Raw genomic sequence first — 26,578 nt, forward strand, 5'->3', positions numbered from 1 at the left:
TACCGGCACGTCGGAGCGTGGCTTCTCTGCACCAACTCGGAGGTGGTGAGCAGGCGTGCGAGGCTAGTAATCGCTGTCTCGTGCTGGGTCTTCGCGCTGGGAGTCTCCCAAGACAGAGGCGATATACGCATCAAACTTGGGCGACTGCACGACCCCTGTGACGATCGCTTGTACGAGGACGTCGTTGGCCTGCCGGGCTAGAGAGAGGCCGCGGTAGATGAGAAGCATCATCGGGCCGCATACAAGAGCCCACCACGGCTCGACCTGGATGGCTGCCAGGACGCTCAAGACGATGGCCGCGGCTCCGACGTTCACTTTGAGATCGGCCTCGGCAGCCAGACGGTCGTAGTCCCCATATAGATCCTTGCTCGCTGCGTGCAGTCGAGTACGCAACTGAGGCAGATCTCCGATCAGAGGAGCCAGTGCCTCAGCGAAAGTCCGGCTTGATCTGACGGGACGCCCGAGCCTGTCCGCACAATACGCCGCGAGGGTATCCACAGCTGATTTCGTCAGCGCTTCCTGGGCAGCCATGAGATGCAGAAAGGGATTGTCGTGAGGCCTGTCGCCGGGCAGGTCCCTCCATTGGCTCCTGCCTGCCTGTGACTCCAACACGTGGTTGAGCTTCCGCCGGTCAGGCAGCCAGTACCTCTTACGAAGAGCCCACAAGGCGCGACTGACAGTGATGGCGTGGACTTCCAAGACGCTTCCCAGGAGGTAGGCGACGAAAGTGCCGGCAGCGAACGCCGCTGGCTTCCCCATCCATTCCACGACGTTGTAGAGCAGGCTGAGGGGTTCATGCGCTTCGGCTCTAGTCGGGATGCTGCCTGCCACTATCAAGAACAGCGTCAACAGGTAAAGGTAGCCGGTGGCCAGTGGAGTGCGGAGCTCCCGGATGCCGGGGAGCAGAGAGGCGAGCACGCGTTCATGGTTTCCCCACCCCGATGCCCAAGGTAGGTGGGACACGCCGGGCTGTCGTGGGCGCGTACGAAACGTCCCCCTCCCTTCGTCCGTCTCAGCGCCGCTGCGGGCGTGCTGTCGGAGAGAACGAGGCGTGCCTCCTTAACAGCTTGAGCCAAGGCCACCCTGATCCTCGAACCCGTCACGGCAAACTTTCTGCTGACGGAGCCCCTGGCAGACCGCGTTAGTGCAGTCAACTGACCACCGGGTGCAGGGGCCGGTCTGGCTGGGAGCCCAGGTGACGACCTGAGGGCGGGGCTTGGCGGTGGTCTGCTCGCTCATGCTGCTGCCTCCCCTTCCGCCGGGGCGGAGGTGTGGGTGCGGGCGGCGCGCCGCAGCTCGACGCCGCCGGCCCGCCAGGCGGCGGGGGCCGCCCAGTAGGGGTGGGTGCACAAGGTTCCGGAGAGGGCGATCAGCCGGCGCCGCAGCACGGTCGTACCGGCCCTGGCCTGCGCGAGGTCGGCGTACGTCGGCTGCCACGCCCTTTCGAGCGTGATCAGGTCCTCGGGGAAACGGAACGGTGGTCTCACACCCTTAGTGAAACATGTGTTCGATTTTCTCCGCGAGTGCCACGCTCCCGTCATCGCGGTGGTGTGACTGAGGGGGGCGGTGCGCTCCGATTGGTCGTCCCTGGCAGTCTGGGCGCTGTGTCATGCAGACCCCGGCGCCTTGTTCAGGTCGAGGAGTTCGCGCATCACCGGGCGCGCATCGGGATCAGGCCAACCGTGCGCGGGGTGGCGGTCGGCTCGGGTGGGCGGGACACGCCGACGCCTGCGGCGTCGACCCCGCCGGCAGACGCGGCCTGGCCTGCCGGTGATCGTGACCGCATTCCGACTACCCGCAGTGATCATGCTGTGTCAATCTGTCAATATCGGGGGTGCGGTTCCCGGTCGTTGAACGCAAGCGGCCGAGGGCGTGGACCGGTGGGCGGCGCAGTATGCGCGGCTCCTCCCTCGTGTCGCCAGTCATCGCGGACGTCAGCGGGAGGCCCTATGTCCACTGTCCTTACCTCGCCGGAACGCGCCGCGCGGTTGCGCGAGCAGCTATCCGGGGCCGGGGTCGATTCGCGCGAGGGACGCCGGCTGCGGCAGAGCCCGGCGGCGAACGTCCTGATCGGGACCCTCCTGCACGGCGCGGCCCGCCGCGAGCAGGGCCTGGAGCTGACCGCGCTGGAACAGCGGCTGACCGACCAACTGGCGTACCTGTTCGGCGAGGAGACCCTGGCGGAGTTCGGGCGGATCTACGCCGAGCCCGCCTCCCGAGCGGGCGCGGCCTCGCTGTTCCCGCCGCTGATCACCGAGCGGTCGCTGAAGGAGGGCGTGGACGTCGAGGACGTGCGCGCGCTGCTGCCCGCGATCCAGGCCGAGGTCGCCGACCTGCCCACCGTGCGGCAGGTCGACGTCGAGGACCTGGGCCGCGGGGTGCTCACCGGTGAGGAGAACGTGGTGGTGGTCACCGGGGCCCCGGTCAAGGGCACCGAGTTCGAGGTGGACGACGTCTACGAGGCGCGGGTGCGGTTCGTGAAGTTCCGCTGCGACCGTGAGTCGTCGGGGGAGGTGGGCAGGGACGAGATCTACTGGATGTCGGCGTCGGCGGGCGACACCAAGGTGCAGATCATCACGCTGTCCCCCGAGTACGGCAAAATCTCCACCGGCAGCGTGCGCGACTTCGGGACGGACGCGTACTGGTTCAAGGGTGCGGCCGAGAAGTTCATGATCGGCCACACCCAGGTGTGGGAGGCCGACCACAGCAGCCCCAGCCAGGTCCGCAGGGTACTGGCCGACATCGCCCGCAACTTCGCCGAGGCCGCCCTGGAGGAAGGCCCCACCTGGGAGGCGGTGTTCATGGCGGTGGTCGCGGCCACCGCGGCCCTGGTCAACTGGATCATGTCGCTGAACAAGGACGACTTCGTCGCCGAGAAGACCGTCGCCTACACCCGCAGCGCGCTGGCCCGCATGGCCGGCACGAACGGCGGGCAATCCGACCTGGTCTTCGACGGCGGCCGCGGCGGCAAGCACACCCTGACCATCGAGGTGTCCTTCGGTCCGGTCATCGCCACCGGACTGAGCCACTCCATCTTCTACAACGACACCTGGTCCACCCCGGTGAAGATCCCCCACCTGGTGTCCGCGAGCCGCCCCTCCATGACCTCCCTGCGCACAACACGCCCGGCGGACGACCCGGAGGAGGAAGACAGGGTGATCGACACCCTGTACGTGGTGTACAAGGACTCCTCGAACATCATCCAGATGACCCACTACGACGGCGAACACTGGGCCGAGCCCCTGCCCGTCGTCGGGGCCCTCGGGCAGGTGATCCGCGCGGAGGAGCAGGTGAACATCGGCACCCACGACGGCCAACTCTTCCTGACCTGGATCAGCGGCAGCCGCTACACCGCGCGCATCGACCCCACAAACAGGTGGGTCGAGTTCCCCGCGAAGCAAAGCAGCGTCGGGTCCAACGAGGAATGCGCGTTCCTGGCGATCGGTCGGCAGACCGCTCTGATCAACAGCGAAAGCGGTTGGCTCCGTATCCACCGCCTGGATCCCGACAGTGGGACCGGCTGGTCCGAACTCGGCGCCTACCGCGTCATCGACCACGGTCCCGGCGGCACGGCTGCAACGGTGTACAAGGGTCGTATCTGGATCTTCTACGACAGTCTCGGCGGATACTACAAGACCATGAGTTGCACGACCGCCGGGACGGACTGGAGGGAGGAGCCGAACCACGAACTCGTGCGCACCCAGGCACCGCCCTTCGCGGTGGTTGCCCAGCACGGGGCACACGACAAGCCCGTGGAACGCATCATCACCTTCTCCAACGTCGGCGGGGGAGATCCCGAAATGGGGCTCCCCCCGAAGTTGTACACGGGCGTCTACGACGAGACCGGACACAAGGCCACCACCGTCGAACCCATTCCCGTCCGAAAGGGCCTTGCGCTGGCCTGGCACGAGGGCACCCTCCACCGCCTGTATTGGTGACCCGCCGGCAACCGGATCCTCGCGCCTACCGTCGCCCACGGCACCTTCGCACCTGCGGCATGCCCGCCGACGCCCTCGACGAGGCGACCGCGGGCCGCAACCTCGCCGCGAAGCTCGGCGGCCGCCCGATCGTTGTCTGGGACGGTGAAACCTCCCGCACACTCGCCCGGTTCCTCGTCGCCGGCGGATCGGCCGTTGCTGCGGGTCAGGTGCCACGCCAGTGCCATAGCTGGTTGTTCCGGTCGGTGGGCGGTAGGTCGTCCAGGTTCGGCCGTCGGCGGGAAGGGACCTTTCGGACGGTCGGGCGGTGGGAAGGGATCCCGTCATGACAGATCCCGTAAACGACGGCGCAGTGACGCCGACGACCTTGTCGATCCCCGTGAAGGACCTCGCGGACGCCGGTCTGGAAACTCAGGTGCAGTCCTGGATCGGCTCCGGGCCCAACGAGCCGGTGACCGCCGAACAGATCACCTTGGCCGTCGGGGAGGAAGAACTCGCCCGGACCGCCGAATCCCTCGGACTCGAGTCCGGCCAGGTCGCTGCGGTCCTCGCCGAAGCGCTCCCCCGCCTGATCGGCGGCGCCTCCGTGATCGATCTCAAAGTCGATTTCAACAACAAGGAACTGACGCAGACACCCCAGCTCGTGGTCGGGGAAGCCGAATCGGATGTCAACTACAGGGCGCCGCTGAGGATCACCGCGGCGGGATCGAGCTTCACGCCGGGCGACTACACCGGCGCCGTGACGATGATGTTCGACGCCGTGCCCCCGGTATAGGTCGAGGATCCGCCTCGCCCGGGGCGTGGCGTCCCAAGGCCCGGGCCGTAGAAGACGGCCTATTCCTGTGGTCATCGGGATGGCCTGGGCCAAAGTGATCGCGATCACCGATGCGTTCTGCCCCACCGGCCTCAGACTCCCCAGAAGTTCCGTTCGCCGAGCGGTCACTGTGACCGTTCGGCGAACGCTTCCGGTTTGCCGACTCACCGCATCAGTGCCCTGACCTGCGGATACGGGGATTAGGAACAGGTACTGAGCGAGACAGTTGGCCCTTGAGCACGTTAGTTGGCCCCTGAGCGTGATAGTTGGCCCGCAGGTGGCCCGTGGATCAGAGTTCTGGTGAGCTGGGACACGCTAGTTGGAACCTGGCCACGCATCCTGGTACCACCGATGACGGTTGACCGCGCGAGATGTCGTCACCCCAGGTCAGCGCCTCGTTAGCAGTCACAGATCGGTTGGCCAAGACGCCGTTAGTGCCAAGAATCCTATCCCGACGGTGCCAACAAGCACGTCCCGTGAGGCCTGAACCGCCAGGTACCACACCCTCGTGGTCCCAACTATCGCGTCCCGGCACATCTGGGCGGCCTACCTGCGCTAGCGCGGCGTCGTCTGCTCGGCTGTCCGTGTCCGTGTCTGTGAGAGGCGCGGTCCGGTTAGGTCGGGCATGAAGATCCGTATCGTGCTGGTCGGCGTCCTCGCTGCTGCCGCGCTGCCCCTGGCCCTGGCGGGCAACAGCACCGCCGCCCCCGCCGCCGCTCCCACCCCGGAGATCCGGGTGAAGACGGCCCAGGGCCTGGATGCCTGCCCGACCGCGCACCTGTGCCTCTACGAACATGAGCAGTACAACGCCTCCGGCCCGGCCCGGATCTGGCTGTTCGGCAACAACGGCGCCGCCGATCAGGTCGAGTACAACCTGAAGGACAGGCAGCCCGCGCATAAGGGCCGCTCGGCCTTCAACAACACCAAGGCCTACACCGTGACCCTGCGCAACGAGTGGACCATCCAGGAGTCTGCCGACGTCATCGCCCTGGCCCCTGCGGAGAAGCTCCCCAGCCTCGACGTGACGAGCGAGTGGGGCGGCCGCCTGGCCTCCTACAGCCGCACGGAGCAGGGTACGTACCGGTACAACTACAAGCCCCAGGCCGTGAACCTGAACGACCACGTCGGCTCACTCCTCCTGGACAAGGCCCCGCTCGATACCCGGGGTCAAAACCATGCGATGGGGCACTTCCTGCCGGCGGGGCACACGGCGGTCGTGCCAGCCGTGCCCGCCGTGCCCGCCGCCTAGGTGGGCCTCGTAGCCCTGCTGGGGTGAAGCCGTAGAGGCGCCGGCCCGGCGCTGCCACACATGGCTGAGCGCGCTACTTGCCCACTTGTGTCAATTAGCGCGCTCGGTCACCCGTATGTCTGGTGGCAGAGCGCGGCCACGGTAGGGCTGGTGACGCCGTGCGCGGCGCGGCACAGTTTCCTCATGTCCGCGGTCCCCGCCCCTGGGGTACGTACCGGGCGGTGCGGTGCGGGCGTATGCCTCGGCCCTTTCGCCTTCCTGGGCTTGGGCTTGGCGGCGGCGCGCATGCCAGTCCGGGGAGGGGTCGTCCGGCGCGGCCGTACGGGGCCTTCGGTCCTGCGCTCGGGAGTCCGCCGGGCGGGCTGAGTCTCGGCGGCCGCCTCGCGGGCCGCGGGCGCGGGACGGGCCGGCGCGGGAGCACGGCCGGCCTCCGGAACGGCGCCGGCCGAAGGGGCCGCAGATTCGGGCATGGGCGAGAGGGGCAGGGCCGCTTCCGTGTCCGGCCGTGCGCGCCGGGGGTCGACGGGGTGCTTGTGGTCGTCCGGGACCGTGACGGCCGAGGCCCCGGCGGGCCGCGCGGGTGCGGGATGGACGGTGACGCATCCCGGGGCCGCGAGCAGCGCGACAACGAGCAGAGGCAGGGACCAGCGACGCATGCCGCCACCGTGCCGCACACACCCCGCAGGGCGCCTTAGACGGGCCCGCTGCGCCCCTCGGATGGATGATGCGACGGCCGTCCTGCAGAGCCGCCTCCGGCTGGTCTGGCGGACCCTGGAAGAGGGGGCCGACAAGCCGCGAGGGAGGCTCCGTGACGCTCAGACCGCCGGTGGAGCCGATGCTGGCGCAGGCCGCGGAAGCCGTGCCGGGTCCGGCGGCACTGCGGGCGGGGGTGGCGTACGAGCAGAAGCTGGACGGTCACCGGGCGTTGCTGTTCACCGCGGCCGGCCCGGGCGGCACGGTGCTGGTGCAGACCCGTCGCGGAGCGCTGGTCCAGGACCGGTGGCCGGACCTGGTGGCGGCCGCTGAGACGCAGTTGCCTCACGGCCTGGTCCTCGACGGCGAACTAGTCGTCTGGGACACCGAGGCCGGCCGGTTGTCCTTCGAGGCGTTGCAGCGCCGGGCCGCGACCCGCGCCCGCGGCGCCCTGGCCCTCGCCGCGAAGTGGCCGGCCTACTTCGTCGCCTTCGACCTCTTGCAGCAGGACGGCCAGGAGCTCCTCGCGCGCCTGTACGCCGAGCGGCGCGCCCTGCTGGAGAACCTGTTCTCCGAGCACGCCCTGACGGCCCCGTGGACGCTCTGCCCGCAGACGATGGACCTGGCCACGGCGCGGGAGTGGCTGGAGTCCTGGACGGACGTGTCCGGGGTGGAGGGGATCCTGATCAAGCCTCTGAACAGCCGCTATCTGCCCGGATACCGCGGCTGGACCAAGATCAGAAGACGCGACACCACGGAGACGATCGTCGGCGCGATCACCGGCACCCTGACCCGCCCGCAGCTCCTCGTCCTCGGCCGCCACGACCAGAACGGCCGACTACGCGCCGTCGGCCGGACCGTACCGCTGCGCCCGGACGCCGCCCGGCAGGTCGCCGAGCACCTCACCGCGGCCGCGCCCGGGCACCCGTGGGAGGGTGTGCGCTTCTCGGCGACGTGGGGGAGCCGCGACGTCCTCGACACCACCCTCGTCCACCCCGCCCTGGTCGCCGAGGTCAGCGCCGACCGCGCCATCGACCACGGCGGCGTCTACCGCCACCCTCTCCGCTTCCAGCGGCTGCGCCTGGATGTGGGGCTCGAAGACGTACCCGGGTTCGGAGAGGGTCCGGCGGCGGCCGCAGGCTGACCGGACTGGGGTCGGGTGCAGTGGCGTTTCGCCGGTGAACCGGCGCTGAACCGGAGCCAGGGTTGCCTGTTGCTGATGGTGCGGTGGCCGGTACAACCGGCCCATGATGATCATGACGCGGTCCGCTGTCGTGGCCGCCGCCTTCGACAGCGGCGCTTCCGCCTGGACGGCGGCGCGTCGGGAGGCGTACGCGAACGACCTCGGGTCAACTGGCGGCGTCGTGTTCACCCTCGCTCCAGGCCAGTTGGCCCGTTTCTTCCCTTGTTGGCCTGGGGTGGTCTCGGAATGCTGATCATCCACAACCGTGTGCGCATCCTTGGAGACACTTATGGCTGACCAGCCCGCCACCATCGAAGAGCAGTCCGGCGTCAGTGACGGCGTGCAGCAGATCCCGGCGGCGGTGACGGTGACCGAGGTGCCGGCCGCGGCGGACGCCCGTGACGCCCTGCTGCGCGCCATCGGCGCGGAAGCCCAGTTGGTGGTGGAGAAGTCTGCGGGGCAGGCTGCATCGGCGCTGGTGGAACTTGCCCGCGCCTACGCTCTGGTGGCTTCCCCGGCTGTCCCGGTGGTGTCGACCTCTCGTATGAAGGGGGATTACAACAGGTACCTGCAGGAGGCGGCGCCTGAGGGTGAGGTTCGCTGACTGCTGACGGCGCGGTCTGCGCATTCGGGGGGTGCTGTTGCCACGGTGGCGCCCCGCGTCGGCCGTCGGTTCACCCGGGCCGCGTGGACGGTCGTGGAGGTCCCTTGCCACGGCCATTTGGAGCAGCGGCCAAGGCTCATGCCGACGGGCTGCGCACCTGACCGCGGCCACGCCCGGGCATCCGTGGACGGGGGCGAAGTTCCAGGCGATGTGGGGGAGCCACGACGTCCTCGAAACCCCCCTCGTCCACCCCGGCCTGGTCGCCGAGGTCAGCGCGGATCGCGCCCTCGACCACGGCGGCGTCTACCGCCACCCGCTCCGTTTCAGCGGCTGCGCTTGGAGGTGGGGCTCGAAGACGTACCCGGGTTCGGCGAGGGTCCGGCGGCGGCTGCCGGCTGACCGGGCGGGGGATGCTCTGGATGGCACCGCGGGGTCGGTGGCCAGTCGGCACCCCTCGGCGTGTACGGCGGCGGCCCGCCCACGGGTCCGGCCGTCCAGGACCCACACCGATGGCGCGGCGGGCGTGGGCACGTGCACGGTTCCGCGGGCGCGGCGCGGCGCGGCGGGGCGGGCTGGGATGGCGGTCATTGTGCGAGGTGGTCCCACCACCAGGCGAAGGTGGGGACGGGTACCGGGGACAGGTCGGGGTCGCTGGGCTTGTCCGTCCGGGGGAAGTCGGCTGCCGGGGAGCCCGGGGTCAGGTAGCGGGCGTGGGTGGCGCCCATGTCCAGGTTTCCGGTGATGAGGAGATCGAGGGCGTGCAGGTAGCCGAGCAGGCCCTCCTCGGCGCTTTCGCGCAGCTGTGCGGACAGGTTCAGGTAGAAGGCCATGATGCGGTCGCGCAGTGCCACGGCCTCGGTGAGCGCCTGCTCGAAGGTGTGGTGCGGGTTCTGCTGGAGGATGACGTCGAAGATGTCCAGGTTCTCCTCGGCGCTGTGGTCTTCCTTGGCGCGGGAGTAGCGGTCGTTGTCCAGCGCTGCGGCGGCCATGGCCGCTTCCCGTGCCGCCACCAGGGTGGGGTCGGCCATCTGGTGTTCGGGGAGTTCGAGGCCGGCGCACATCAGGGCCATGTCGACGGCGTTGGGGGAGCCCGTGGCCAGCACGCGTACGGCGAGGTATTCGTTGACGCTCACGGGCACGGCGCGTTCGCGCAGGGAGAGTTCCCACACGAATCCGTTCATCCACTGCCGGAAGCTGGCCGTGAAGCGTGCCATCTGCACGGGCGTCGTCCAGCTGCGCAGGTCTCTGGAGACGTCGGCGATCGCGACGGCCAGCGGCATGTCGCCCAGCAGGCGGGCTTCGGGGGCTTCCATGATGCGTGCGAAGGCCATGAGCACGGGGGCGAATTCGGATGCTGAGCCCAGCCGTCCGGAGTCGATCATGTCGTCGAGCTGGTACGACCAGGCGCTGTACTTGCTCATGCTCAGCAGGCGGTCCGGCGGGGCCTCGGGGAAGAAGAACACGGACAGTCCGGCACCGATCGCCGCGTGCAGTTTGGTTTCTTCCGGAGTCCGGCCCGGGCTCAGCCTGCCCAGCCATTCGGCCGAGGCACCCATGAGCTCCTCGCTCGGCGGATACGGCGCCGACGGCAGCGGACAGAAGACCGGCGGGGATTGCTCGGAGAAGGCGTTCGTGGACATCTCTACCTCTTTGCAGCGGCTCTGAACGACTCGGCTGTGGTGCCTGGTCGGGTACGGGGGCGGTGGGCCCGGAATGTCACAGCAATGCACGGGCCGCGGCGAGTGACCTCGCCCTAGGTCCTCGGCGTGTCGTGTCAGCAGCGGACTTGGTTCCACCACCAGGCGAGGGCGGGGTAGGGCAGCGGGTCGGGCGTGGGGTCGCTGGGCTTGTCGACGCGGCTGACGGTGTAGGGGGAGTCGGGCAGGAGATAGCGGGCGGTCTTCATTCCGAAGTTGATGTTGCCGCTGACGACGAGGTCGAGGCCGGTCATATAGCGGTGCAGGTCTTGTGGGGCGTCCTGGAGGATCTGTTCGCGCAGCCTCAGGTAGAGGGACATCAGGCGGTCGCGGATGGCGACGGCTTTGGTCACGGCCTCCTCGACGCTGTCGCCGGGGTGTTCGCCGAGGAGCGCGTGGAACAGGTTCTGCTTCTTCACCGGGAGGTTGTGCTCGCGGTAGTAGGAGTAGCGGTCGTTGTCCAGGGCGCCGACGAGGACGGCCGCTCCGGTGGCGGCGCGGACGTCGCGCCGGGCCCACTGGCGTTCGCTGAGCTCGATGCCCTCGACGGCGTCGATGTAGCCGGAGGCGGCGAATCCGCCGGCCGCGCCGATACGCATGACGAGGTAGTCGTTGACCGACAGGGTGACGCCGCGCTCCAGGAGGGCGGCCTCCCGGGCCATCTGGTAGAGCCATAGTTGCTGCTCGCTGCGGAAGCGTTCCCACTGAACGGCAGTCATGAGGTCCCGCAGCCGCGCAAACACCTCGCGCAGCGGCAGGTCCAAGAGGTCGAAGTCCTCGGGACTGGCGGACTCGGGGGAGGAGTCGGGAAAGCACATGATGCTCTCCCAGCGTCCCAGCGCGACGAGGATGTCGCCCACAGGCCGGCCCGACCCGGTGAGGTCGTTGGGAATCCAGGCCCAGGCACCGTAGTCGGACAGCGCCTGCCCGAGCTCTCCCGTCGCGTGGGGATACATGTGGGCCGAGAAGACGCTGGAGTTCAGGGCCAGCATCCGGGTCCTTTGGGCGTCCCCCTGGCCGAGGTCGAACCGCTGCGCCCATTGCAGGGTCCTTTCCCGCATGCGCTCGGTCTCGGGGCACACCTCTGCGGGCAGCGGACAGTAGAAGGACAGCAGGTGCGTGAATCCGCTGTCGGACAGGACGGGAGAGCTCATGGTTTTCTCCTTTGCCGCAGGGGGGTAACGGCCTGGACCGCTGCGTGGGCATGAACGCTGGCGTGTGGTTGGGCCTGGTCTGTACGGGGCCCGGTCACGCGCTCGTCGGCGAGGCGCCGGGCGTGGCACTGGCCCAGGGCAGCGCGCGATGGCGGCTGCTCGATCGGTGACCGGGTTCGAGGTGGCTTCGGCAATCACCACCTCCGCTGGGGCCGGGGGGCTTCGGCACCGGCCGAGGGGCAGGTTCAGCGGTGGGGTGCGCTTCCATATACAGGCGTCGTCTCCTTGACCGCTGGATCGGCTGATGCAGCGGCTCGGCTCCGCTGTGCGCCGGCTGCCGCGGCGGCCAGGAGCGCGACCGCGCTGGAGACGGCGGCCGTCTGCTGGAGTGCGGTGTTCTGTTCGGCGATGTTGCCGGTGGTGTAGGGGCCGGTGAGGAGGGCGGCGGTGACGGCGATGCCGAGGGCCGCGCCGATCTCGCGGGTGGCGTCGTTGACGGCCGAGCCGATGCCCGCCCGGCCTGCGGGCACGCACGCCAGTACGGCCAGCGTCGCGGGCAGCGCGGCCAGGCCGGCACCGCTGCCGGCGGCCACCAGGAACAGGGCGAGCCTGCCCGCACCGACGTCGGAGGCTGTGGCGATCGGCAGGTAGGAGGCGGCCATCAGCAGCATTCCGCCGACCGTCACGATCCTCTCGCCCCACCACGGCCCGGCTGCCGCCGCGATCCCAGCCCCCAGGGCCATGCCGGCCGCGAGCGGCAGCAAGCGCCCACCCGCCGATGCCGGGGAGTCCCCCAGCCGGGTCTGCGCGTGGAAGGTCGCCATCAGCAGGGCCCCGAAGAGGCAGAACGCCGTGCAGGCCAGTACCACCACCGACGCGCTGAACCTTCCCGTGCGCCACAGCCCGCTGGGCAACAGGGCCTGCGGGCTCCGGCGGGCATGCCCCGCGAATCCGGCACCGCAGGCGAGGCTCGCGGTGAGCGCGAGAGCGACCGGCCATCCCCATCCGTGGTGGCCCCCGTGGATGATGGCGAAGACCAGCCCCAGCGAGGCCGCCCCAGCCAAGGCGGCCCCGCGGACATCCACGCGCGGCGCGTCGGGTTCCCGGGTCTCGGGGACCCACCGGCACGCCAGCAGGGTGGCGGCGAGGACCGGGAGGTTGAGCCAGAAACCCGCCCGCCAGCCGTAGTGCTGGATCAGCTGCCCGCCGAGCAGCGGCCCGGCCAGTCCTCCGAGGCCGGCGACGAGCACCCAGCAGGCCACGGCCCGCCTGCGCAGGTGCGGCTGCAGGAACAGCGTGCTGATCGTCGCCAGCGTCGCCGGCATCACCAGAGCGGCGCCCGCGCCCATCACCAGGCGGGCGCCCAGCACCACGGGCGCGCTCGCCGCGACGGCTCCCGCGAGCGAGGCGAGGGCGAAGAGCACCAGCCCGCCGGCGAAGGCACGCCTGCGGCCGTACCGGTCGGCGACAGCGCCCGCCGCCAGTACCCCGCAGGCCAGGGTGAGGGTGTAGCCGTCGAGGATCCACTCCAGCACTCCGGGCGCGGGACGAAGAGCGGCGGCGAGCGAGGGGACGGCGACGTTGAGGACGGTGATGTCCACCCCGATCACGAACAGCCCCATACACAGCACACCCGTCGCCACCCACGGCCGCACCGGCCCGACGCCGGCAGAAGTCTGCAGGCGGTTGCTCATGCGGACCGCGCAACAGGACTGCCGTCCGATGCCAGTGCCAGCAGTGCGTCACGGTGGGCACCGGGCGGGATCTGCGCCAGCGCGCGGAGGGCCTGCTCGACGTGGTACTGGGCGTTGTGCTCGGCCTTCTCCAAAGCCCCGGTCGCGTGCAGTACTCCGGCCAGCCGCCCGAAAGCTTCCCGCTGCTCGAGCCCGGGCGTCATGCAGTCGCGCAGTACCGCCCGCTGAGCGGGCGTACCGTCACGGTGAGCGAGCAGGACCGGCAGCGTGGGGCGCCGGTTGCGCAGATCGCTGTCAGCCGGCTTGCCCACGCCCCTCACGTCCTTGCGGTAGGGCAGCAGGTCGTCGCGGATCTGGAACGCGCAGCCCAAATGGTCGCCGAACGCACCAAACGCCGCGACCTGCCGCTCCTCGCCGCCGCCCAGGACGGCCCCCACCGAACAGGCGGCTTCGAACAGCACGGCCGTCTTGGCCCGGGCCATATCCAGATAGGTCTCCGGCGACGCCTCCAGGTTCCCGACCAGGGAGAGTTCGAGGGCGACACCACGGCAGATCTGCTGGCCCGCCGCCGCCTGGATCTCCATCGCCGCAACGATCCGCCCGTGGGGTATGCCGTTCGCGGCGCACTCGGCCAGCGCGGCGAACCAGGTGAAGAACAGCGCGTTTCCCGCAACGATGGCCATCTCCGGGCCGAAGGCCGTGTGCACGGCGGGGCGCCCTCGGCGGACCGCGTCCTGGTCGATGATGTCGTCGTGCAGCAGACTCCCGGTGTGCGTGGCCTCAAAACCCACGGCCGCCGGCAGCACCGCGTCAAGGCTCCCGCCCACAGCCAGCGCGGAGCGCGCCAGCAGATGGGGCCGCAGCAGCTTTCCGGACGGCAGTAGCGCGTACCGGTGCACCGCGTCCAGTCCGGCCGTGTTCTCGGGCCAGCGGCGGGCGAACTCCTGCGCCAGCAGCCCCTCCAGGGAATCGATACCGCCACTCGCAGGCGGTGAGGGAACCGACCGAGACTCAGCGAGCCGTTGGGGAACTAACGGCCGGGGTATGACAGACATGCACAAGACCTCCGAGACCCACGTGCAGCGAAGTGGCGTCATTGATCGGAAGCGACGCCTGAAGTGCCCGGCCGGACAGGCTCATGAAGCACGGCGCAGGCCCCCCGGGTACAGCGCGTACGGCAAGCGCGCGGGCGCACACCACAGCCGCAAAACACGTGATCCCGATCCCAAACCGCACGTCCGGGTGGTTAGACCCACCGAGCACCCCAGCCGCAGAAGCTCCCTCCACGCTCAGCAGACACGACCGTGGTGGAGCGGTTCCAAAAGAGATCACCCGTTCGTGGTAGGCCGGTTCCCCTTCAGCGGTCATCTCTACCTGGTCGGGCCGCGGGCCTCGAGGTGCGGGAGGTGTTCACCGCCGCCCGCACCGACACCGCTCTCGTCCTGCTCCTGGCCGGCACCGACCCTGACGAAGTCGGCGCCACCGGAATCACCGAACGCGCCGAGTACCTGCGGCTCCTCGCTCTGGGCTGCACCCCGAGCCTGGCCGCGCAGATCCTGTTCGGCGGCGCTGGCAAGGCGAGTCATTGGCGCCGCGATGATCCGGCGTTCGCGAGGGCCTGCGACGCAGTCAAGGAACTTGGCGCCGGGCAGCCCGCGCCCGCTCGGGCGCCCCGCTTCACCCCCGACCGCCGGCGTGGCTTCCTCGACCATTTGGAAGGCGGGCTGTCCGTCACCGCCGCGGCGGCCGAGGTCGGGATAATCGGGGTCGGGGGCGGGCGGCGGCCGCGGTGGTGACCGCCTCGGGTACCAAAGCCGCTAGCCGCGTAGTGATGTTGCTGTTGTCTTGGTGTCGTTGGCGTTGAGCAGAAACCGTGATTGATCGGTCACGTTGGGTTATGGGACGCTCTGACCGGCTGGCAGGCAGCCGGTCGGTGAGGAGAGACCATGTCGGACAACACGCCCAACTCCAAGGGGCCGGCCCCGGCCACGCTCGGGACCGAAGCAACCCAGCCTCCGCTCATCCCGGCCGATCAGGTCAAGCCCGAGGACGTCGGGACGCTTGCAATCGAGTACCGGGACGGCGTCCCGGTGATCGTGGTCAGCGGCGGGCCGGTCATTCCGGCGATTGTCCGCGTGGAGGACCGTTCCGGAAACGTGGCCGGTTCGGCCAGGTTCAATATCTTCGATCCCCGCAATATCTCCGAACCCATCGCCCACCTCAACATCGACCTCTCCAGCGGCGGCATCATGCCGTTCTTCGACCGGTAGACGGCCGGTCAAGATCCCAGCATCGGCAGCTCCGATCTGACCCGATGGTCGGTCGAATCAGACGTCTGATCGCATATACCTTGCCGGTCGCGCCTGCGCCGGCAGGCGAGAAGGGCCCCGCCGCGATGTCGCGGCGGGGCCCTTCTCGCCGTGGTGCAGGTGCGCATCGCACCAGACGCCCAGCCAACAGTGCGCCACCGGTCACCGACTGCTCCCTGTGGTGAACGTCGGAGCCGGAGAATCCTCCCGATTCGGCCCTGTTCTGCCGAAGCTATGGCGAAGGGCAAGTAGGAAGGTAGGGGCCCTGATCAGCGGAAACAGGGAGAGTCATCGAACCGGAATCAAGATCGGCCAGACGTCGCTACTGGCCGTTGCGATCCTCCCCGAGGGCCGTCCCGAAAGGCGTCCCGAAACCGGCGGGCGCCGCTGGGGAGCGGGACGGGTATTCGGGAGGGTCCGTACCGAGCGGACAGGCAGAAGGGAAACGCGTGAATAAGACACCAGGGACGTCGTCTCGTCCTTGTGTCAGCAGTCGACCCGCGCCATGATGTGATCGCGCGATCACGTTCTGTAATCACGGGAGTGTGCTGTGGGCGCGTGGCATGTCTCCGACATGCGTGGGCTCTGGGTTCGGGAGCGCCCGCGCTCGCGGGGCTCCCCGGTTGGCGGCCTGGCGACAGGGTGTGATCCCGGATGTGAGGGCCACGAGGCCGCGGCCGGTGCGGGCGCGCGAGCAACTGGGTGGCGGGTGGCCGCCACCCCGAAGACGGGAAGGTGGCGGTTCGGGATGAGTACGGGAACCAGCGCGCGACAGGCGGACGCCGCAGGCGGCAGGGAAGAGCGGCTGGAGCGGTTTCGGCGGGTGCTGTCCGGTCAGCAGCCGGGGGTCGAGGGGCGCCGGCAGCGACGCCGGGATCCGGAAGCGAGCACGGCGATGGGGGTGTGGCTACACGCGGCGGCTCGTGCCGACATGGGGCTGGAGCTGACGGAGTGGGAACGCGCGCTGCTGGCGCCGCTGGAGGAGGTGCTGGGTCAGGAGGAGGTACGCGCGATCGGGCGCGTGTACCGCGAGCAGCGCGACACCCTCACGGTGGCGCGGTTTCCGCAGGTGGTTGCCCACCGCAGCTTCGACGAGCCGTTCACTGCGGAGGAGTTCGCCGCGCAGGCGCACGCTGTTGGCAAACTTGCGGCCGACCAGCCGAACGTCGCATGGATGAACCGCACTCGCCTGCTGGCGGGGGAGCCGTTGGAGACGCCCGAGTTCACCGAAGCCGCCGAAGCGTACGGCTACGGGCTGACCCTGTTCAACGGCGCCCAGTTCGGCGCTGCCGAAGCCGGCCAGGAAACTGCTGGCACCGACGAGGCCGCTGACGAGCGCGCGGCCGGCACCGACGAGGCTGCCGCCAGCGCGGGGACGCCGTTTAGGGCAAAACTGGAGTGGGACGGGTTCCGTTGCCACCAGGCGGCCGGCGACCAGGGGGGCGGACGCGACGAGATCTACTGGACCGCCGTCTCCAGCACCGTCGGCTACGAGCACACCACCCGAACCAGCGAGACCGGCGAGGTCCGCGGCGGCAACAATTACTCCATCCGCGGCGACCACGCCACGGGAAGCAAGGCGTTCTTCGACGCCAACTACACCGGCAACCTCTGCGCGGTGGTCATCACCTGCTGGGAGGCCGACGACTCCACCGCCGCATGGTACGAGCAGCTGGGCAAAGCCCTGAAGGATGCGGCCAAAGCGCTGACCCTGGCCGATTACGCCACGGGCATCATGCCCGGGCAGGACCTGGCCGGCTACGCGATCATGGCCATCAACCTCATCGCCGACTTCTGGGAGTACTTCCGTAACGACGACGACCTGATCCTCACCCGCGGCTACGCCCTCAGCCGCTCCGACCTCAAAGCGCTGTACTACACCGAGGGCCAGCGCATGAGGCTGCAGTTCAACGCCCGCTCCTCGGGCATGGGCGACTTCTCCCTGCTCGTGAAGTACACCGGCGCCATGCCTCCCGGGCCGGCGCCCGAGGGCAGCTTCAGGTTCATCGCCACCGGCTGGACCGGCCTGCTCGGCAGCGCCTTCACCAGCGGCCTCGACGCCGCCTGCGACGTGCCGGGCAGCAGGAACGACGCCTACCTGTTCAAGGGCGACAAGTACGTGCGCTACAACTGCGACAAAGAAGAGATCAACAACGGCGTCAGGACCATCAGCGAGGGATGGCCCGGCCTGAAGGGCACCATCTTCACCAGCGGCCTCGACGCCGCCTGCGCCGTGCCGGGCAGCACGAGCGACGCCTACCTGTTCAAGGGCGACAGGTACGTGCGCTACAACTGCGACAGGGAACAGATCAACAACGGCGTCAGGACCATCAGCGAGGGATGGCCCGGCCTGAAGGGCACCATCTTCACCAGCGGCCTCGACGCCGCCTGCCGCGTGCCGGGCAGCACGAGCGACATCTACCTGTTCAAGGGCGACAAGTACGTGCGCTACAACTGCGACAGGGAACAGATCAACAACGGCATCAGGACCATCAGCGCGGGATGGCCGCGGCTGACGGACACGGAATTCGCCGACACCCTCCAGGCTGGCTGCGCGGTCCCGGGCAACAGGAACGACGTCTACCTGTTCAAGGGCGACCGCTACGTGCGCTACACCATCTGACACCCCGCACATGTTCGTGACGGTCCGCCGGTTGCCCGGCGGGCCGTTTCGGGTCTTCTGGCCGGCGGCGGGGCAGACCGGTCGCCCGGCTGTCGCGTCGGGTGGGCGCCGGGTTCCACGGCCCCGGGGTCGTGTGCTCGTCGGGGTAGGACGTTGCACTGAAGCGATCACCCGCCCACCCCCACCCGGGATCCATCTCACCGATAACCACGGTTCCATCGATCCAAGCGCCGCCAGTTGCAGCCGACGCCCGCCAACCCGATGTCCTGGCCGCGCAACGCAGGGAACGCGCCCGCATCCGCAGCAAGAAGGGAATCCGGGGGCGAACGCCCACTGACCCGAGCTGCTTGATCGTGGCGGTGGACCCGAGCAAGGCCAGTACCGTGCGGACAGAGCAAGCAACCGGCAGCCGTAATGGCACACCATCGGGACTCCGACGGCTCTCGTGCTCTGCCGAACCGTCGACAGGTGGCGGTACGCGATCTACTTCACCGAACCGTCGGGCGTCCCCGACGGCGCTCTCAACGATCCCGCATCCTCGAACGAGGCTGGTACCGCGAAGGCTCTTTGTCACCGGAAGGCCGAAGAACTCACGCACAGACGCCTGGAGGTTCTCTGGCGCGAATCCGATCAACCGGACGGGTGGACCGGCACGGTCACCAGCGCCGGCCCACGTCCTTTCCCAAGCGAGCCCGCCGCCCGGCCCCCAGCTCGCGAGGATCTCGCACAGGCACTCACACAAATGACCGTCTATGAGAGGAACGGGCCCGGATCCGGGTGGGGGCGGCATTGGCACACGGGCGCGGAGCACCCGGAGGCGGGGCCCGCCTTGGCGCACATGCAAGGGCTTCCCAACGGCCGCAGTAAATCCCGGGCCCGGGGTGCCCTGCGGCACAAGTTGAGCCCACGGGTCTGTCAGGACACTGGGGGCGGATGTTGCGGGGACGGTGTTGGCGGGGATGTCACGCTCGCGCTCATCGGGCATCAACGGATCCGCTCACCCTGCTTTCGGTAGGCGACGTATCCGTTACTTTCAGTTATGGGATGCTTTTGGGGAGCCGGCAAGGAGCCGGCGGTAAGGAGGAGCAACATGGCTGAGCAGTTCACACCCAACTCAAAGGGTCCGGCCGCGTTCCAGTCGGAGCCCACCCCGGCGTCCGCGGATGCGCCCGGTTTGGAACCGACCTACGTGGACGGTGTGCCTGTCCTGTCCATCGGCGAAGGGCATACCATCCCCGCAAGCATTGACGTCGTGGACGCTGAGGGCCGCGTAGTGGCCCGCTACACCGCGCAGCTCGACGTGAACAGCAAGGTCCAATACGCGGATTACCTGGGGCCGTGGACTCCGATTCGGTGACTGGCTGATCGGCTGGGGGAAGTGACGGCCGTCTTCTCCGATTGCTCTCGGAGATCGCTGTCGTGGCGTGGGTTGGCGCGACTTCGTCGGAGGCGGTGCATCATCGATGGCACCTGAACCCGCCGCTGAGCAGCCAGATCCGCCCCGACTCCGCGCCCCCCGCAGGCCTGCGCCTGATCGCCAAGCCCGCCACTAACCTTGTCCCTCCGGAACCGGCAAGCACCACGCGCACCGCCAGCTGCACGCCAAGGCTGTCGACAAGGCTGCAGCTCGCGACCTTCCCGCGCTCTTCCACGCCTTCGGCGCCACCGAGCCGGTCCGGCAGACCAGGAGCCCTCGCTGCCGGTGGCAGGGCCGTAGCCGTACATGCCGTCCGTGGCATGAGCCCCCGATCATGCGGGTCGAGCGCCGGCGTCGCTCGCGTGCGGGGCGCGGCGTGAAACCGTGATCGCCGTAGGCGGCCCTGTGCCGGTGCAGCGCAGGTGACATGCTGCGGCGCGGATTGGCGGGGGTGCGATCCGGGCGGGCCAGGGCAGCCGCACCGTTGCTGCGCGCCCACCGGTTCCGACCCGATGCCGCCGGCTGCCGCGCTGCCTCCAAGGCCGCGCGGCAGCCCCGCCCTCGCCGGCGAGGCTCGAGTTTTGGTTACTCGAGACGAATGTTCGATCCGGCCTTCCGAGGATTTCGCTGGTGAGGGCCGAGTGCGCGAGCTCGGCCAATTGTGGATATGGCCCCCTCTGGGGGCGGCAGGGCCTACCGGCAGCCATAGATGATCAAGAGCGCCAGGACTCAGACGGCGCGGACGGCCACACCGGCCAAACCTCAAGTCAACCGGCGGCGCCATGTTCACCCTTGGTCCAGGCCATCTGGCCCGTTTCTACCCTTGTTGGCTTGGGATGGTCTCGGAATGCTGATCTCCCACATCCGTGTGCGCACCCTTGGAGACAGCTGTGGCTGACCAGCCCATCCCGACCGAAGAGCAGCCCAGTCTCAGTGGAGGGATGGAGCAGGTTCCTGCGGCCGTTCCGGTGATCCCGGTGTCGGCGGCAGCAGCCGAGGCTCGCGATGCACTGCTTCGAGCTGTTGCTCAGGAAGCCGAGCTCGTCGCGGACAAGTCGGCCGGCCATGCGTCTGCGGCTCTGGCGGAGCTCGCCCGGGCCTACGCCCTGGTGACGGCCCGGTCGACCTTCGGTACTCGTGTGGAAGCACGGGTCTACGACAGGGAAGTCCTGCCGGTAGACGACTTCAGTGGTGAAGGGGTCGTTGACGTCGACAAGTTCGTGAACCTGTAGTAGCCCATCGGCCGGCTCTGCCACTCGCCGTCGTGCGCCTGGTCCCGGCGGGCGCCGACGCCGGGACGCTCAACTCGCGTTCACGCCGCGGGCCTCTACCGTGCCGTCCAGTTTTCCGAACGCCGAGTTGTCGGCGATGACGCTGAGCTGGGGCGATGCATCGCGTAGGCGTCCGTGACGGCAGATTGCTCGAGGCCGAAGGTGTGCTGTGTGGTTGGGGTTGCTCCGGGTGCTCGACGGCCCCGTCCGCGAACGCCGACGGGGCCGTGAGGCTGTAGCTCAGGCGAGGTGGCGCCGCTGGTTTAGCAGCACGCTCCTCAGGTGTTCGGCGTGCGCACGCCGTTGTATGAGGCCCCGAGATCGACGGGCCGGTCGATCCTGCCCTATTCGAAGGGCACCAGCACCTCACCGCCACCGTCCGGGAGGAAGACACCGCCACCGCTGAGCTGCAGGGTGCGGCTCGTGATGCCCTGTCCGTCCGGCGCCGTGATCTTGGCGACCGTCGTGGTGCCTGTGGTCGCCAGAGCGAAGGCGCGGGCAAGTTCTTCCAGCGCCTTGGACGCCTGGCCCGGGAACTTGTCCGCGACCTGCTCCGCTTCCCTGCCGATGGCTTGCAACAGCTTGTCGCGGGCTTCGGTAGCGGCGGGCACCTCGGGCGTTCTGATCACGGCTGGGATCTGCTGGACCGCTTCCTGGCCGGTGGCGGCGGTCGGCTCATTTTCGGTGCTGGTCACAAGTACCCCTTGAACTGGCTGTGCGTCCCGGCTGTTCAGCCGGGCGTTGCCCCTAGCGAAGCGGATCGACTACGGAGAGCGAAAGAGCGACTTCCGGTCATGAGGGTGATTGGCCAGGGGGCTTCTGGCGCGTTTCAAGAAGCTGGGCTTCCAGGTCGGCGATGCGTCGGTCGGCGAATCCGGCCAGATGCCGGGCCCCGGTGGTGGTCCTGGCATGCCAACAGCCTCCTCGACCGTCAGGTCGAGGAGGCTGTTGTGTTGGCAGCGGAGACAGGATTTGAACCTGCGGTGTGTTGACTGAAGTAACTCACATGTTTTCGCAGGTCAGATGGCTTGGCGAGGTTGAAGTCTCTCGGTGATCCGGGATGCAGCGGATGAGAAGGTCCCGCAGCTCGATGCAAGGCAGAAGAAGAGCGAATCACCCGTGTTCTTGCGGATCCCGAACTTCAGCCGGATTGCGCTTCGCACCAGCTTTGCCGCGATTCCCGATTAGCGTAGAGACCAGTCGAAGCCCAGCTCTTTCAGGAGGCCATTCTGCACGTCCATTACGGTCGCCTCGATCTGGATCAGCTCAGGCTCAACGTCAAGCTCATGAATCACATCCTCCAGCATTGACAACATCTCGACCGGCGCCATTCGCGCCACGGCATTCATCCGTGTCGAGGCTGTCAGGTGCTGCCCGGCTGTGAAGGCCGCGATAGGCCGCCCGGTCGCGTCCACGGCCGTGAGTCGTGCCGGCATGAACCTCCCGCCGTTGACGACCAGTACGGGCACCCGGTTCACGTACCGCAGGCTCAGCATGCCCACGTCCTCGGGCTTCACCTCGGATGCGGGGATCAGGTTCGCATCGGTGCTCTCGGCCATGGCCGCGATAGGCCGCCCGTTCGTATCCACGGCCGTGAGTCGTGCCGGCATGAACCTCCCGCCACTGACGACCAGTACGGGCACGCGGTCCACGTACCGCAGGCTCAGCATGCCCACGTCCTCGGGCTTCACCTCGGATGCGGGGATCAGGTTCGCATCGGTGCTCTCGGCGATGGTCGGGCTGGGGGCGACTTCGGTGATGTCGTGCTCGCCAGACACAGCTCTGCCTCCCTCTGGCCGACTCGCTGCCGGACCGTTGCAGATCTTCCCATGACGAAGCGTCAGCATGCCCGAGTGCTTGGCAGATCAGAGGCCGGACAACACTCTGCCCCTGAGTGGCCCCGACCGAATCGACCCGGGCTGCGCCGCTTGTGCCGGGAGGTGCAGGGAGCGCCGCAGTACGCCGTCGGACACTTCCCTGCCGACGGCGCGCGCCAGCGCCCATGCCGTTGCAGCCGGGTGTCCAGCGGCGGCTCGTGGTCGGCGGGGATGAGGGCACGGTACGTGCCCCGGCTGTCGTCGCGCGCCAAGCGGAGCGAATCAGTCGGCAGTGACGTTGGCGCTATCACGCAAAAGTTGGGCGGCGTGAATGGCGTTCTGGACCGCAATTCTCCTGGTAGCCACGCTGTCGGCTGTGAGTTTGTCTTCGGTCAGCAACCTCGGACCTGCGGTCACGAGGGCATAGGCGTGGGCGAGTTCTGCCAGAGCCGCTGATGCCTGTCCGTCGGCCCTCTCTGTGATCCGCTGGGCCTCGGCGCCGATGGCCGCCATGAGCTTGTCGCGGGCGTCGGCGGCGGCGGGCGCGAGCGGCGGCAGGATGATCCGCGCGGGGGTCTGCTGGATTCCCTCGGAGACGCCGACGGCCGTCGGAGGCTGCTCGGTTTCTTCCGGTGTGCTGAGGTCGGTGGGGGTGGCGGTGTTTGCGAGGGTCCTCGCGTAATCCTGCGCACCCCACAGGCCCACCTCCTCACCAGTCCACATGACCGCCTTCGCCGCCCTTACCCCTTCGCTATAGGTCGAAGAGGTCGTCACGGCGTATGCCCGACCGAGTTCCACCAGCGTCGCCGATGCCTGGCCTGTGGACTTTTCCACAACGAGCTGGGCTTCGGCGCCGATAGCCGCCAGAAGCCTGTCGCGGGCCTCCGTCGCGGCGGGTACTTCGGTCACGGTGATCTGCGGCGGGATCTCCTGTACCCCTTCGTCGACTGCGACAGGCGTGGACTCTGCTTCGTTGCTGGTCATGGGGTGCTCCTGAGGGCGATGCGGCGAGGTGAGAGGTGAGGCGGTCCCGACTGCTGGAAGACCGGGGACAGGCGGGGGCTTAGAGCGAAGGGTTGTTCGTCAGGCGGTCGGCGGGTTTAGAGGGGGGTCCTTCCGTGGTCGACGTGGCCGATGGTGCCGACGTTCACGTGGGGAAGGCATCGTGCTGCCGCCACGGTCCCGGCGGCCGGGCCGGTCGCCAGGGCGTAGGCTCGGGCAAGCTCCACAAGTGCCGCCGATGCCTGCCCCGCGGACTTCTCCTTGACGAGCTGGGCCTCCTGGCCAATGGCCGCCAGCAGGGCGTCACGGGCATTGGTCACGGCCGACGACTGGGTCTGGTGATCTGCTGAGTTGGCTTCGGGTGTGGTCTCGGACATGGCGCTCTCTTTGTTGGTGAGGGAGTGGGGACGCGAGTATGGAAGGCAGCGTTCAAGGGCTGTGCCGCCCGTGTCGCAAGGCCAAGACGCGCGGGGACTCCGGGGCGGCGTACACGCCGTTCTGACGGTGGCCCCGGCCTGGCCCCGAATCCGGGGAATCACAACGACAACTAGCGATCAATCTGTTCCAGATAGTCGCCCCAGGGGCCAGTGCCATGCTGAGTGAGGTACGCCGGAATCTCATGCTTGCTGGTTCTGGCATCGGAAGCGAGGGGCGGACCTGCCGTGTATGCCGCTACGGAGTTCCCCGCCCCGTCAACGACGGTCAGGCGTGCCGGGATGGCCTTCCCGCCACTGGCGACAATCACGGGCTGACCGTCGCGGTACTCGATGGAGAGGGTGCCGATGTCTTGGGGCTTTACCCGGTCTGCCGGGGTGAGAGCCGAGTCGGCTGCTCGGCTGGTGTCGATCTTGGCTGACTTGTCGACGTCTACGACTCCTTCGCCGGTGAAGTCGTCGACGGGCAGTGCGTCTTTGTCGTAGGCCATGTCTCTGTCTCCTTGCCGGTCGGGGTGCTGCTGACCTGGTCAGAGGGTTGCAGTGCAGAGTGTCGCTTTGCTGTGATTCCTGGCGGAACGGCCAGGAATCGACACGGTGGCGTGAACGAGTTCCCCCGTGTGGGGCCTTGACTGGCTTGTTTCACCGGGTCGGCACAGCAGAGCGAGGGCCTCCACCGGGTTCGGTGGAGGCCCCCGCGCTGCTGTGGTGCTGCCCGAGGCCGAGAACTTCCACTGGCAGCACGTGCCGAGTTGGCGTGCGCGGGTGAGGCCCGGTGCCCAGAGCGCTCTGGGGGCAGCAGTACCACCGGGCCGCCCCAAACAGCGAGGCGGCCGCCGGCCGGTGATGGCCGGTCAGCGGGCGGCGGTGCCCTCTCCCGGTCCCAGGGCGCGCTGGCCGGGGTGAGCGGGTCACCGTGGACTCCCCGGGTGCGATGTCGGCATCCTCGGCCGGTTCGGCGGCGAGGTGGCCCTCCAGCGCCGCAGCCGGCTGTGCGGGGTTGTTGGGCGGTGGGGGCCAGCAGGCCCAGGGGGCGGCGCCCGGCTGTTTCCTCAGCGTCGCGGACGGGCTCAGGGTCGCTCTTGATCGGCCGCTCACGGGGTGGTGGAGGTCCTGGCGTATGACCTGGCCGGTGGTGGTCAGCGCGGCGGTACGGACGCGTTCGTCGAGGGCTTCGGCCGGGGCAGCGCGGCTGCCGGCCGGGTCGGTTCCCTGTGGTTCGCCCGTTCTTCGAGGGTCTGGGTGTGGGGAGGCTGGTCCAGTACACCCCGCGCTGCAGGGGTACGGCGGCGATCGGGGTGAAGGCACCTGGCGCGTGCTGGCTGTCCGGCGGGTCTCGCCGCCTGCGCCCTGAGGCCGGCCGACTGCGGCAGCCGCAGGGGTGCGAGGGCGACCGCTCGGGCTACTGCCAGAAGATGTGCTCGATGACGATCTGGGGGTCTGTGGTGCGGTGGGTGAAGGTGTAGCGGAGCCAGCCGTGGCCGCGGTCGAAGTACAGGATGTGCGCGCCGCGGGGTTCGGTGGAGCGGGCGGGTTCGATGCTGACCACCGTCGTGTCGAGGTGGTCGTCGCGGTAGGGGTGGCGGGAAGCCTTCAGCTCGGTGACGGCGTCGATGATCAAATCTCGCACGCGGGTCGGCAGAGCGTCGCGGTATTCGGCGGCCAGCTTGGTCCAGTCCGCGGCCCAGGGCGGGCCGGTGAACTCTGCGCTCACTCGCCGGGCCCGAGGGACGCCACCTGGTGGTGGATCCGGGAGGCTTCTTCCAGGAGGTCCTTGGCCTTGTCGGGATCGGCGCACTCGGCGGCCCGCTGCTCAAGATCACGCACGTGGTGGTCGAGCTCGGGATCCCGGGCCAGGGCGTACTCGCCCCACCAGCGCGCCAGAAAGGCGGGGCCGGCGCCGATGTCGTAGGTGTCGGCGATCTTCGCCCGCCAGTTGGCCTCGAAGTCGGCCAGCAGCTGCGGCGCGTGAGCGGCGATCGCGGCCCGCAGCGCGGGAATGCTGCGCTCGGGCATCGGGGGGATGCCTCGGGAGGGCCCGGGGGCGGTGGTCATGATTGCGTCCTCTCCGCTCGTCGCCCTCCACGATAGTGCGCGCCGCGGTGGGGCCGGGGGCGATTCCTGTTACGGCCGATCAGCGTGGTTCCCGACAGCCCTCGAGCCCCGGCGGGTGGGACAGGGGTGTGGAGTTCGTCGGGGCCGGGGGGGCTCGGAGAGGCGGAAGCGGTAGTGCTCGCCGCCTGCGGGGCGGACCGTGACGTTCTCGCCAGCGGATCTGCCGGTCTAGAACGCGGCCAGGACGTCCTGCGCGTGGTCCGCCAGGACCGCCGGCAGGACCGCGGCGGCTTGGTTCTGGCGGTCTGGTGCCGGGAACACGGGGGCATCGCGCCGGTGATGGAGTGGCACCCCGGCGGCGGTATCCGCTGCACACGCTGTATCGCCGCCGTGCAGCGGCCGGACGCGCCGGCACCGTGCTGGACGGGCCGGACCTGACCGGAGCCGCGGCCCCGCCGGAGGTGCCGATGTACATCTAGCTCGGCTGCGCCCATTCCACGCCGATGGCGGCCAGGGCGGTTGCCCGCTTCGAGCCCGCCGCGGCGCTGCTGCTGGTGGACGATCCACCGGGTTCAAGGCTTGGTGAGTGCCCGCGACGCGCGTCACCTGGGATCACCGGTGGCG

Annotated in this window: 23 protein-coding genes and 1 pseudogene; 11 read left to right on the top strand and 13 right to left on the bottom strand. The window is 69.0% G+C overall.

Annotation, left to right across the window (positions count from 1 at the left end):
- Window positions 1–63: 63 nt before the first annotated feature.
- Both ACFYZS_RS33465 and ACFYZS_RS33470 read right to left on the bottom strand, forming a co-directional pair.
- Window positions 64–918, bottom strand: coding sequence for a hypothetical protein (locus ACFYZS_RS33465; RefSeq protein ID WP_389020974.1), 855 nt, complete (start codon window positions 916–918; stop codon window positions 64–66).
- A 317-nt stretch (window positions 919–1,235) separates the two neighbouring features.
- Window positions 1,236–1,487 carry a hypothetical protein gene (locus tag ACFYZS_RS33470; RefSeq protein WP_389020977.1) on the bottom strand — a complete coding sequence of 84 codons (252 nt, stop codon included), beginning with the start codon at window positions 1,485–1,487 and terminating at the stop codon, window positions 1,236–1,238.
- Between the two features lie 462 nt (window positions 1,488–1,949).
- Here ACFYZS_RS33470 and ACFYZS_RS33475 point away from each other — a divergent pair, with 462 nt between their 5' ends.
- The 6 genes and pseudogenes from ACFYZS_RS33475 (at window position 1,950) to ACFYZS_RS33500 (ending at window position 8,481) form a co-directional block, all read left to right on the top strand.
- Window positions 1,950–3,938, top strand: coding sequence for a hypothetical protein (locus ACFYZS_RS33475; RefSeq protein WP_389020980.1), 1,989 nt, complete (start codon window positions 1,950–1,952; stop codon window positions 3,936–3,938).
- Window positions 3,939–4,290: 352 nt separating this feature from the next.
- Window positions 4,291–4,713, top strand: coding sequence for a YidB family protein (locus ACFYZS_RS33480; protein ID WP_389020983.1), 423 nt, complete (start codon window positions 4,291–4,293; stop codon window positions 4,711–4,713).
- Window positions 4,714–5,377: 664 nt separating this feature from the next.
- Complete coding sequence (locus tag ACFYZS_RS33485; protein WP_389020986.1) at window positions 5,378–6,001, top strand: peptidase inhibitor family I36 protein; 624 nt, start codon at window positions 5,378–5,380, stop codon at window positions 5,999–6,001.
- Between the two features lie 808 nt (window positions 6,002–6,809).
- Window positions 6,810–7,838, top strand: a complete 1,029-nt coding sequence (locus tag ACFYZS_RS33490) for an ATP-dependent DNA ligase (protein ID WP_389020988.1) — start codon at window positions 6,810–6,812, stop codon at window positions 7,836–7,838.
- A 130-nt stretch (window positions 7,839–7,968) separates the two neighbouring features.
- Window positions 7,969–8,073, top strand: a pseudogene (locus ACFYZS_RS33495) (HNH endonuclease); the annotation flags it as partial.
- A gap of 93 nt (window positions 8,074–8,166) precedes the next feature.
- Window positions 8,167–8,481, top strand: coding sequence for a hypothetical protein (locus ACFYZS_RS33500; RefSeq protein WP_389020991.1), 315 nt, complete (start codon window positions 8,167–8,169; stop codon window positions 8,479–8,481).
- 584 nt (window positions 8,482–9,065) lie between these two features.
- Here ACFYZS_RS33500 and ACFYZS_RS33505 read toward each other — a convergent pair.
- From ACFYZS_RS33505 to ACFYZS_RS33520, 4 genes are all read right to left on the bottom strand, one after another.
- The gene (locus tag ACFYZS_RS33505) at window positions 9,066–10,121 is read right to left on the bottom strand and encodes a hypothetical protein (protein WP_389020994.1); all 1,056 of its coding nucleotides are present in this window, start codon (window positions 10,119–10,121) and stop codon (window positions 9,066–9,068) included.
- 134 nt (window positions 10,122–10,255) lie between these two features.
- A complete protein-coding gene (locus ACFYZS_RS33510) occupies window positions 10,256–11,332 on the bottom strand; it encodes a hypothetical protein (protein ID WP_389020996.1) in 1,077 nt (358 codons plus the stop codon).
- 245 nt (window positions 11,333–11,577) lie between these two features.
- On the bottom strand, window positions 11,578–12,954 hold the full coding sequence (locus ACFYZS_RS33515) for an MFS transporter (RefSeq protein WP_389020998.1): 1,377 nt from the start codon (window positions 12,952–12,954) through the stop codon (window positions 11,578–11,580).
- Window positions 12,955–13,022: 68 nt separating this feature from the next.
- Window positions 13,023–14,081 carry a polyprenyl synthetase family protein gene (locus tag ACFYZS_RS33520; RefSeq protein WP_389021001.1) on the bottom strand — a complete coding sequence of 353 codons (1,059 nt, stop codon included), beginning with the start codon at window positions 14,079–14,081 and terminating at the stop codon, window positions 13,023–13,025.
- Window positions 14,082–14,432: 351 nt separating this feature from the next.
- On the opposite strand from ACFYZS_RS33520, the gene ACFYZS_RS33525 reads away from it, so the two are divergent.
- The 5 genes from ACFYZS_RS33525 to ACFYZS_RS33545 all read left to right on the top strand — a co-directional run bounded on the left by ACFYZS_RS33525 (window position 14,433) and on the right by ACFYZS_RS33545 (window position 20,607).
- Entirely contained in the window at window positions 14,433–14,822 is a 390-nt protein-coding gene (locus ACFYZS_RS33525) for a hypothetical protein (protein ID WP_389021004.1), read from the top strand.
- Between the two features lie 150 nt (window positions 14,823–14,972).
- Entirely contained in the window at window positions 14,973–15,296 is a 324-nt protein-coding gene (locus ACFYZS_RS33530) for a hypothetical protein (RefSeq protein ID WP_389021007.1), read from the top strand.
- Between the two features lie 787 nt (window positions 15,297–16,083).
- Window positions 16,084–17,958, top strand: a complete 1,875-nt coding sequence (locus tag ACFYZS_RS33535; protein ID WP_389021010.1) for a hypothetical protein — start codon at window positions 16,084–16,086, stop codon at window positions 17,956–17,958.
- A gap of 1,090 nt (window positions 17,959–19,048) precedes the next feature.
- Window positions 19,049–19,315 carry a hypothetical protein gene (locus ACFYZS_RS33540; RefSeq protein WP_389021013.1) on the top strand — a complete coding sequence of 89 codons (267 nt, stop codon included), beginning with the start codon at window positions 19,049–19,051 and terminating at the stop codon, window positions 19,313–19,315.
- Between the two features lie 950 nt (window positions 19,316–20,265).
- On the top strand, window positions 20,266–20,607 hold the full coding sequence (locus ACFYZS_RS33545) for a hypothetical protein (RefSeq protein WP_389021016.1): 342 nt from the start codon (window positions 20,266–20,268) through the stop codon (window positions 20,605–20,607).
- A gap of 383 nt (window positions 20,608–20,990) precedes the next feature.
- On the opposite strand, the gene ACFYZS_RS33550 is transcribed toward ACFYZS_RS33545, so the two are convergent.
- From ACFYZS_RS33550 to ACFYZS_RS33580, 7 genes are all read right to left on the bottom strand, one after another.
- The gene (locus ACFYZS_RS33550; RefSeq protein ID WP_389021019.1) at window positions 20,991–21,341 is read right to left on the bottom strand and encodes a hypothetical protein; all 351 of its coding nucleotides are present in this window, start codon (window positions 21,339–21,341) and stop codon (window positions 20,991–20,993) included.
- A 489-nt stretch (window positions 21,342–21,830) separates the two neighbouring features.
- Window positions 21,831–22,424, bottom strand: a complete 594-nt coding sequence (locus tag ACFYZS_RS33555; RefSeq protein WP_389021022.1) for a hypothetical protein — start codon at window positions 22,422–22,424, stop codon at window positions 21,831–21,833.
- 321 nt (window positions 22,425–22,745) lie between these two features.
- Window positions 22,746–23,447 carry a hypothetical protein gene (locus tag ACFYZS_RS33560; RefSeq protein ID WP_389021024.1) on the bottom strand — a complete coding sequence of 234 codons (702 nt, stop codon included), beginning with the start codon at window positions 23,445–23,447 and terminating at the stop codon, window positions 22,746–22,748.
- Between the two features lie 116 nt (window positions 23,448–23,563).
- Window positions 23,564–23,842 (bottom strand): hypothetical protein, encoded by a 279-nt coding sequence (locus tag ACFYZS_RS33565; RefSeq protein WP_389021026.1) that lies wholly within the window; start codon window positions 23,840–23,842, stop codon window positions 23,564–23,566.
- A gap of 170 nt (window positions 23,843–24,012) precedes the next feature.
- Complete coding sequence (locus ACFYZS_RS33570) at window positions 24,013–24,390, bottom strand: hypothetical protein (RefSeq protein WP_389021028.1); 378 nt, start codon at window positions 24,388–24,390, stop codon at window positions 24,013–24,015.
- 911 nt (window positions 24,391–25,301) lie between these two features.
- Complete coding sequence (locus ACFYZS_RS33575) at window positions 25,302–25,613, bottom strand: hypothetical protein (protein ID WP_389021030.1); 312 nt, start codon at window positions 25,611–25,613, stop codon at window positions 25,302–25,304.
- Window positions 25,610–25,954 (bottom strand): hypothetical protein, encoded by a 345-nt coding sequence (locus ACFYZS_RS33580; RefSeq protein WP_389021033.1) that lies wholly within the window; start codon window positions 25,952–25,954, stop codon window positions 25,610–25,612. Before ACFYZS_RS33580 ends, ACFYZS_RS33575 begins: the two co-directional genes overlap by 4 nt.
- Between the last annotated feature and the right edge of the window lie 624 nt (window positions 25,955–26,578).

It is taken from the genome of Streptomyces sp. NPDC001903, from assembly GCF_042891345.1.
GTDB lineage: Bacteria > Actinomycetota > Actinomycetes > Streptomycetales > Streptomycetaceae > Streptomyces.

What these genes read in the sequence shown, in the direction of transcription:
- ACFYZS_RS33505 (WP_389020994.1), bottom strand. Translation starts at nt 10,121, where the DNA reads ATGTCCACGAACGCCTTCTCCGAGCAATCCCCGCCGGTCTTCTGTCCG.
- ACFYZS_RS33520 (WP_389021001.1), bottom strand. Translation starts at nt 14,081, where the DNA reads ATGTCTGTCATACCCCGGCCGTTAGTTCCCCAACGGCTCGCTGAGTCT.
- ACFYZS_RS33540 (WP_389021013.1), top strand. Translation starts at nt 19,049, where the DNA reads ATGGCTGAGCAGTTCACACCCAACTCAAAGGGTCCGGCCGCGTTCCAG.
- ACFYZS_RS33560 (WP_389021024.1), bottom strand. Translation starts at nt 23,447, where the DNA reads ATGACCAGCAACGAAGCAGAGTCCACGCCTGTCGCAGTCGACGAAGGG.
- ACFYZS_RS33530 (WP_389021007.1), top strand. Translation starts at nt 14,973, where the DNA reads ATGTCGGACAACACGCCCAACTCCAAGGGGCCGGCCCCGGCCACGCTC.
- ACFYZS_RS33535 (WP_389021010.1), top strand. Translation starts at nt 16,084, where the DNA reads ATGAGTACGGGAACCAGCGCGCGACAGGCGGACGCCGCAGGCGGCAGG.
- ACFYZS_RS33570 (WP_389021028.1), bottom strand. Translation starts at nt 24,390, where the DNA reads ATGGCCTACGACAAAGACGCACTGCCCGTCGACGACTTCACCGGCGAA.
- ACFYZS_RS33500 (WP_389020991.1), top strand. Translation starts at nt 8,167, where the DNA reads ATGGCTGACCAGCCCGCCACCATCGAAGAGCAGTCCGGCGTCAGTGAC.
- ACFYZS_RS33510 (WP_389020996.1), bottom strand. Translation starts at nt 11,332, where the DNA reads ATGAGCTCTCCCGTCCTGTCCGACAGCGGATTCACGCACCTGCTGTCC.
- ACFYZS_RS33565 (WP_389021026.1), bottom strand. Translation starts at nt 23,842, where the DNA reads ATGTCCGAGACCACACCCGAAGCCAACTCAGCAGATCACCAGACCCAG.
- ACFYZS_RS33580 (WP_389021033.1), bottom strand. Translation starts at nt 25,954, where the DNA reads ATGACCACCGCCCCCGGGCCCTCCCGAGGCATCCCCCCGATGCCCGAG.
- ACFYZS_RS33485 (WP_389020986.1), top strand. Translation starts at nt 5,378, where the DNA reads ATGAAGATCCGTATCGTGCTGGTCGGCGTCCTCGCTGCTGCCGCGCTG.
- ACFYZS_RS33515 (WP_389020998.1), bottom strand. Translation starts at nt 12,954, where the DNA reads ATGGGGCTGTTCGTGATCGGGGTGGACATCACCGTCCTCAACGTCGCC.
- ACFYZS_RS33475 (WP_389020980.1), top strand. Translation starts at nt 1,950, where the DNA reads ATGTCCACTGTCCTTACCTCGCCGGAACGCGCCGCGCGGTTGCGCGAG.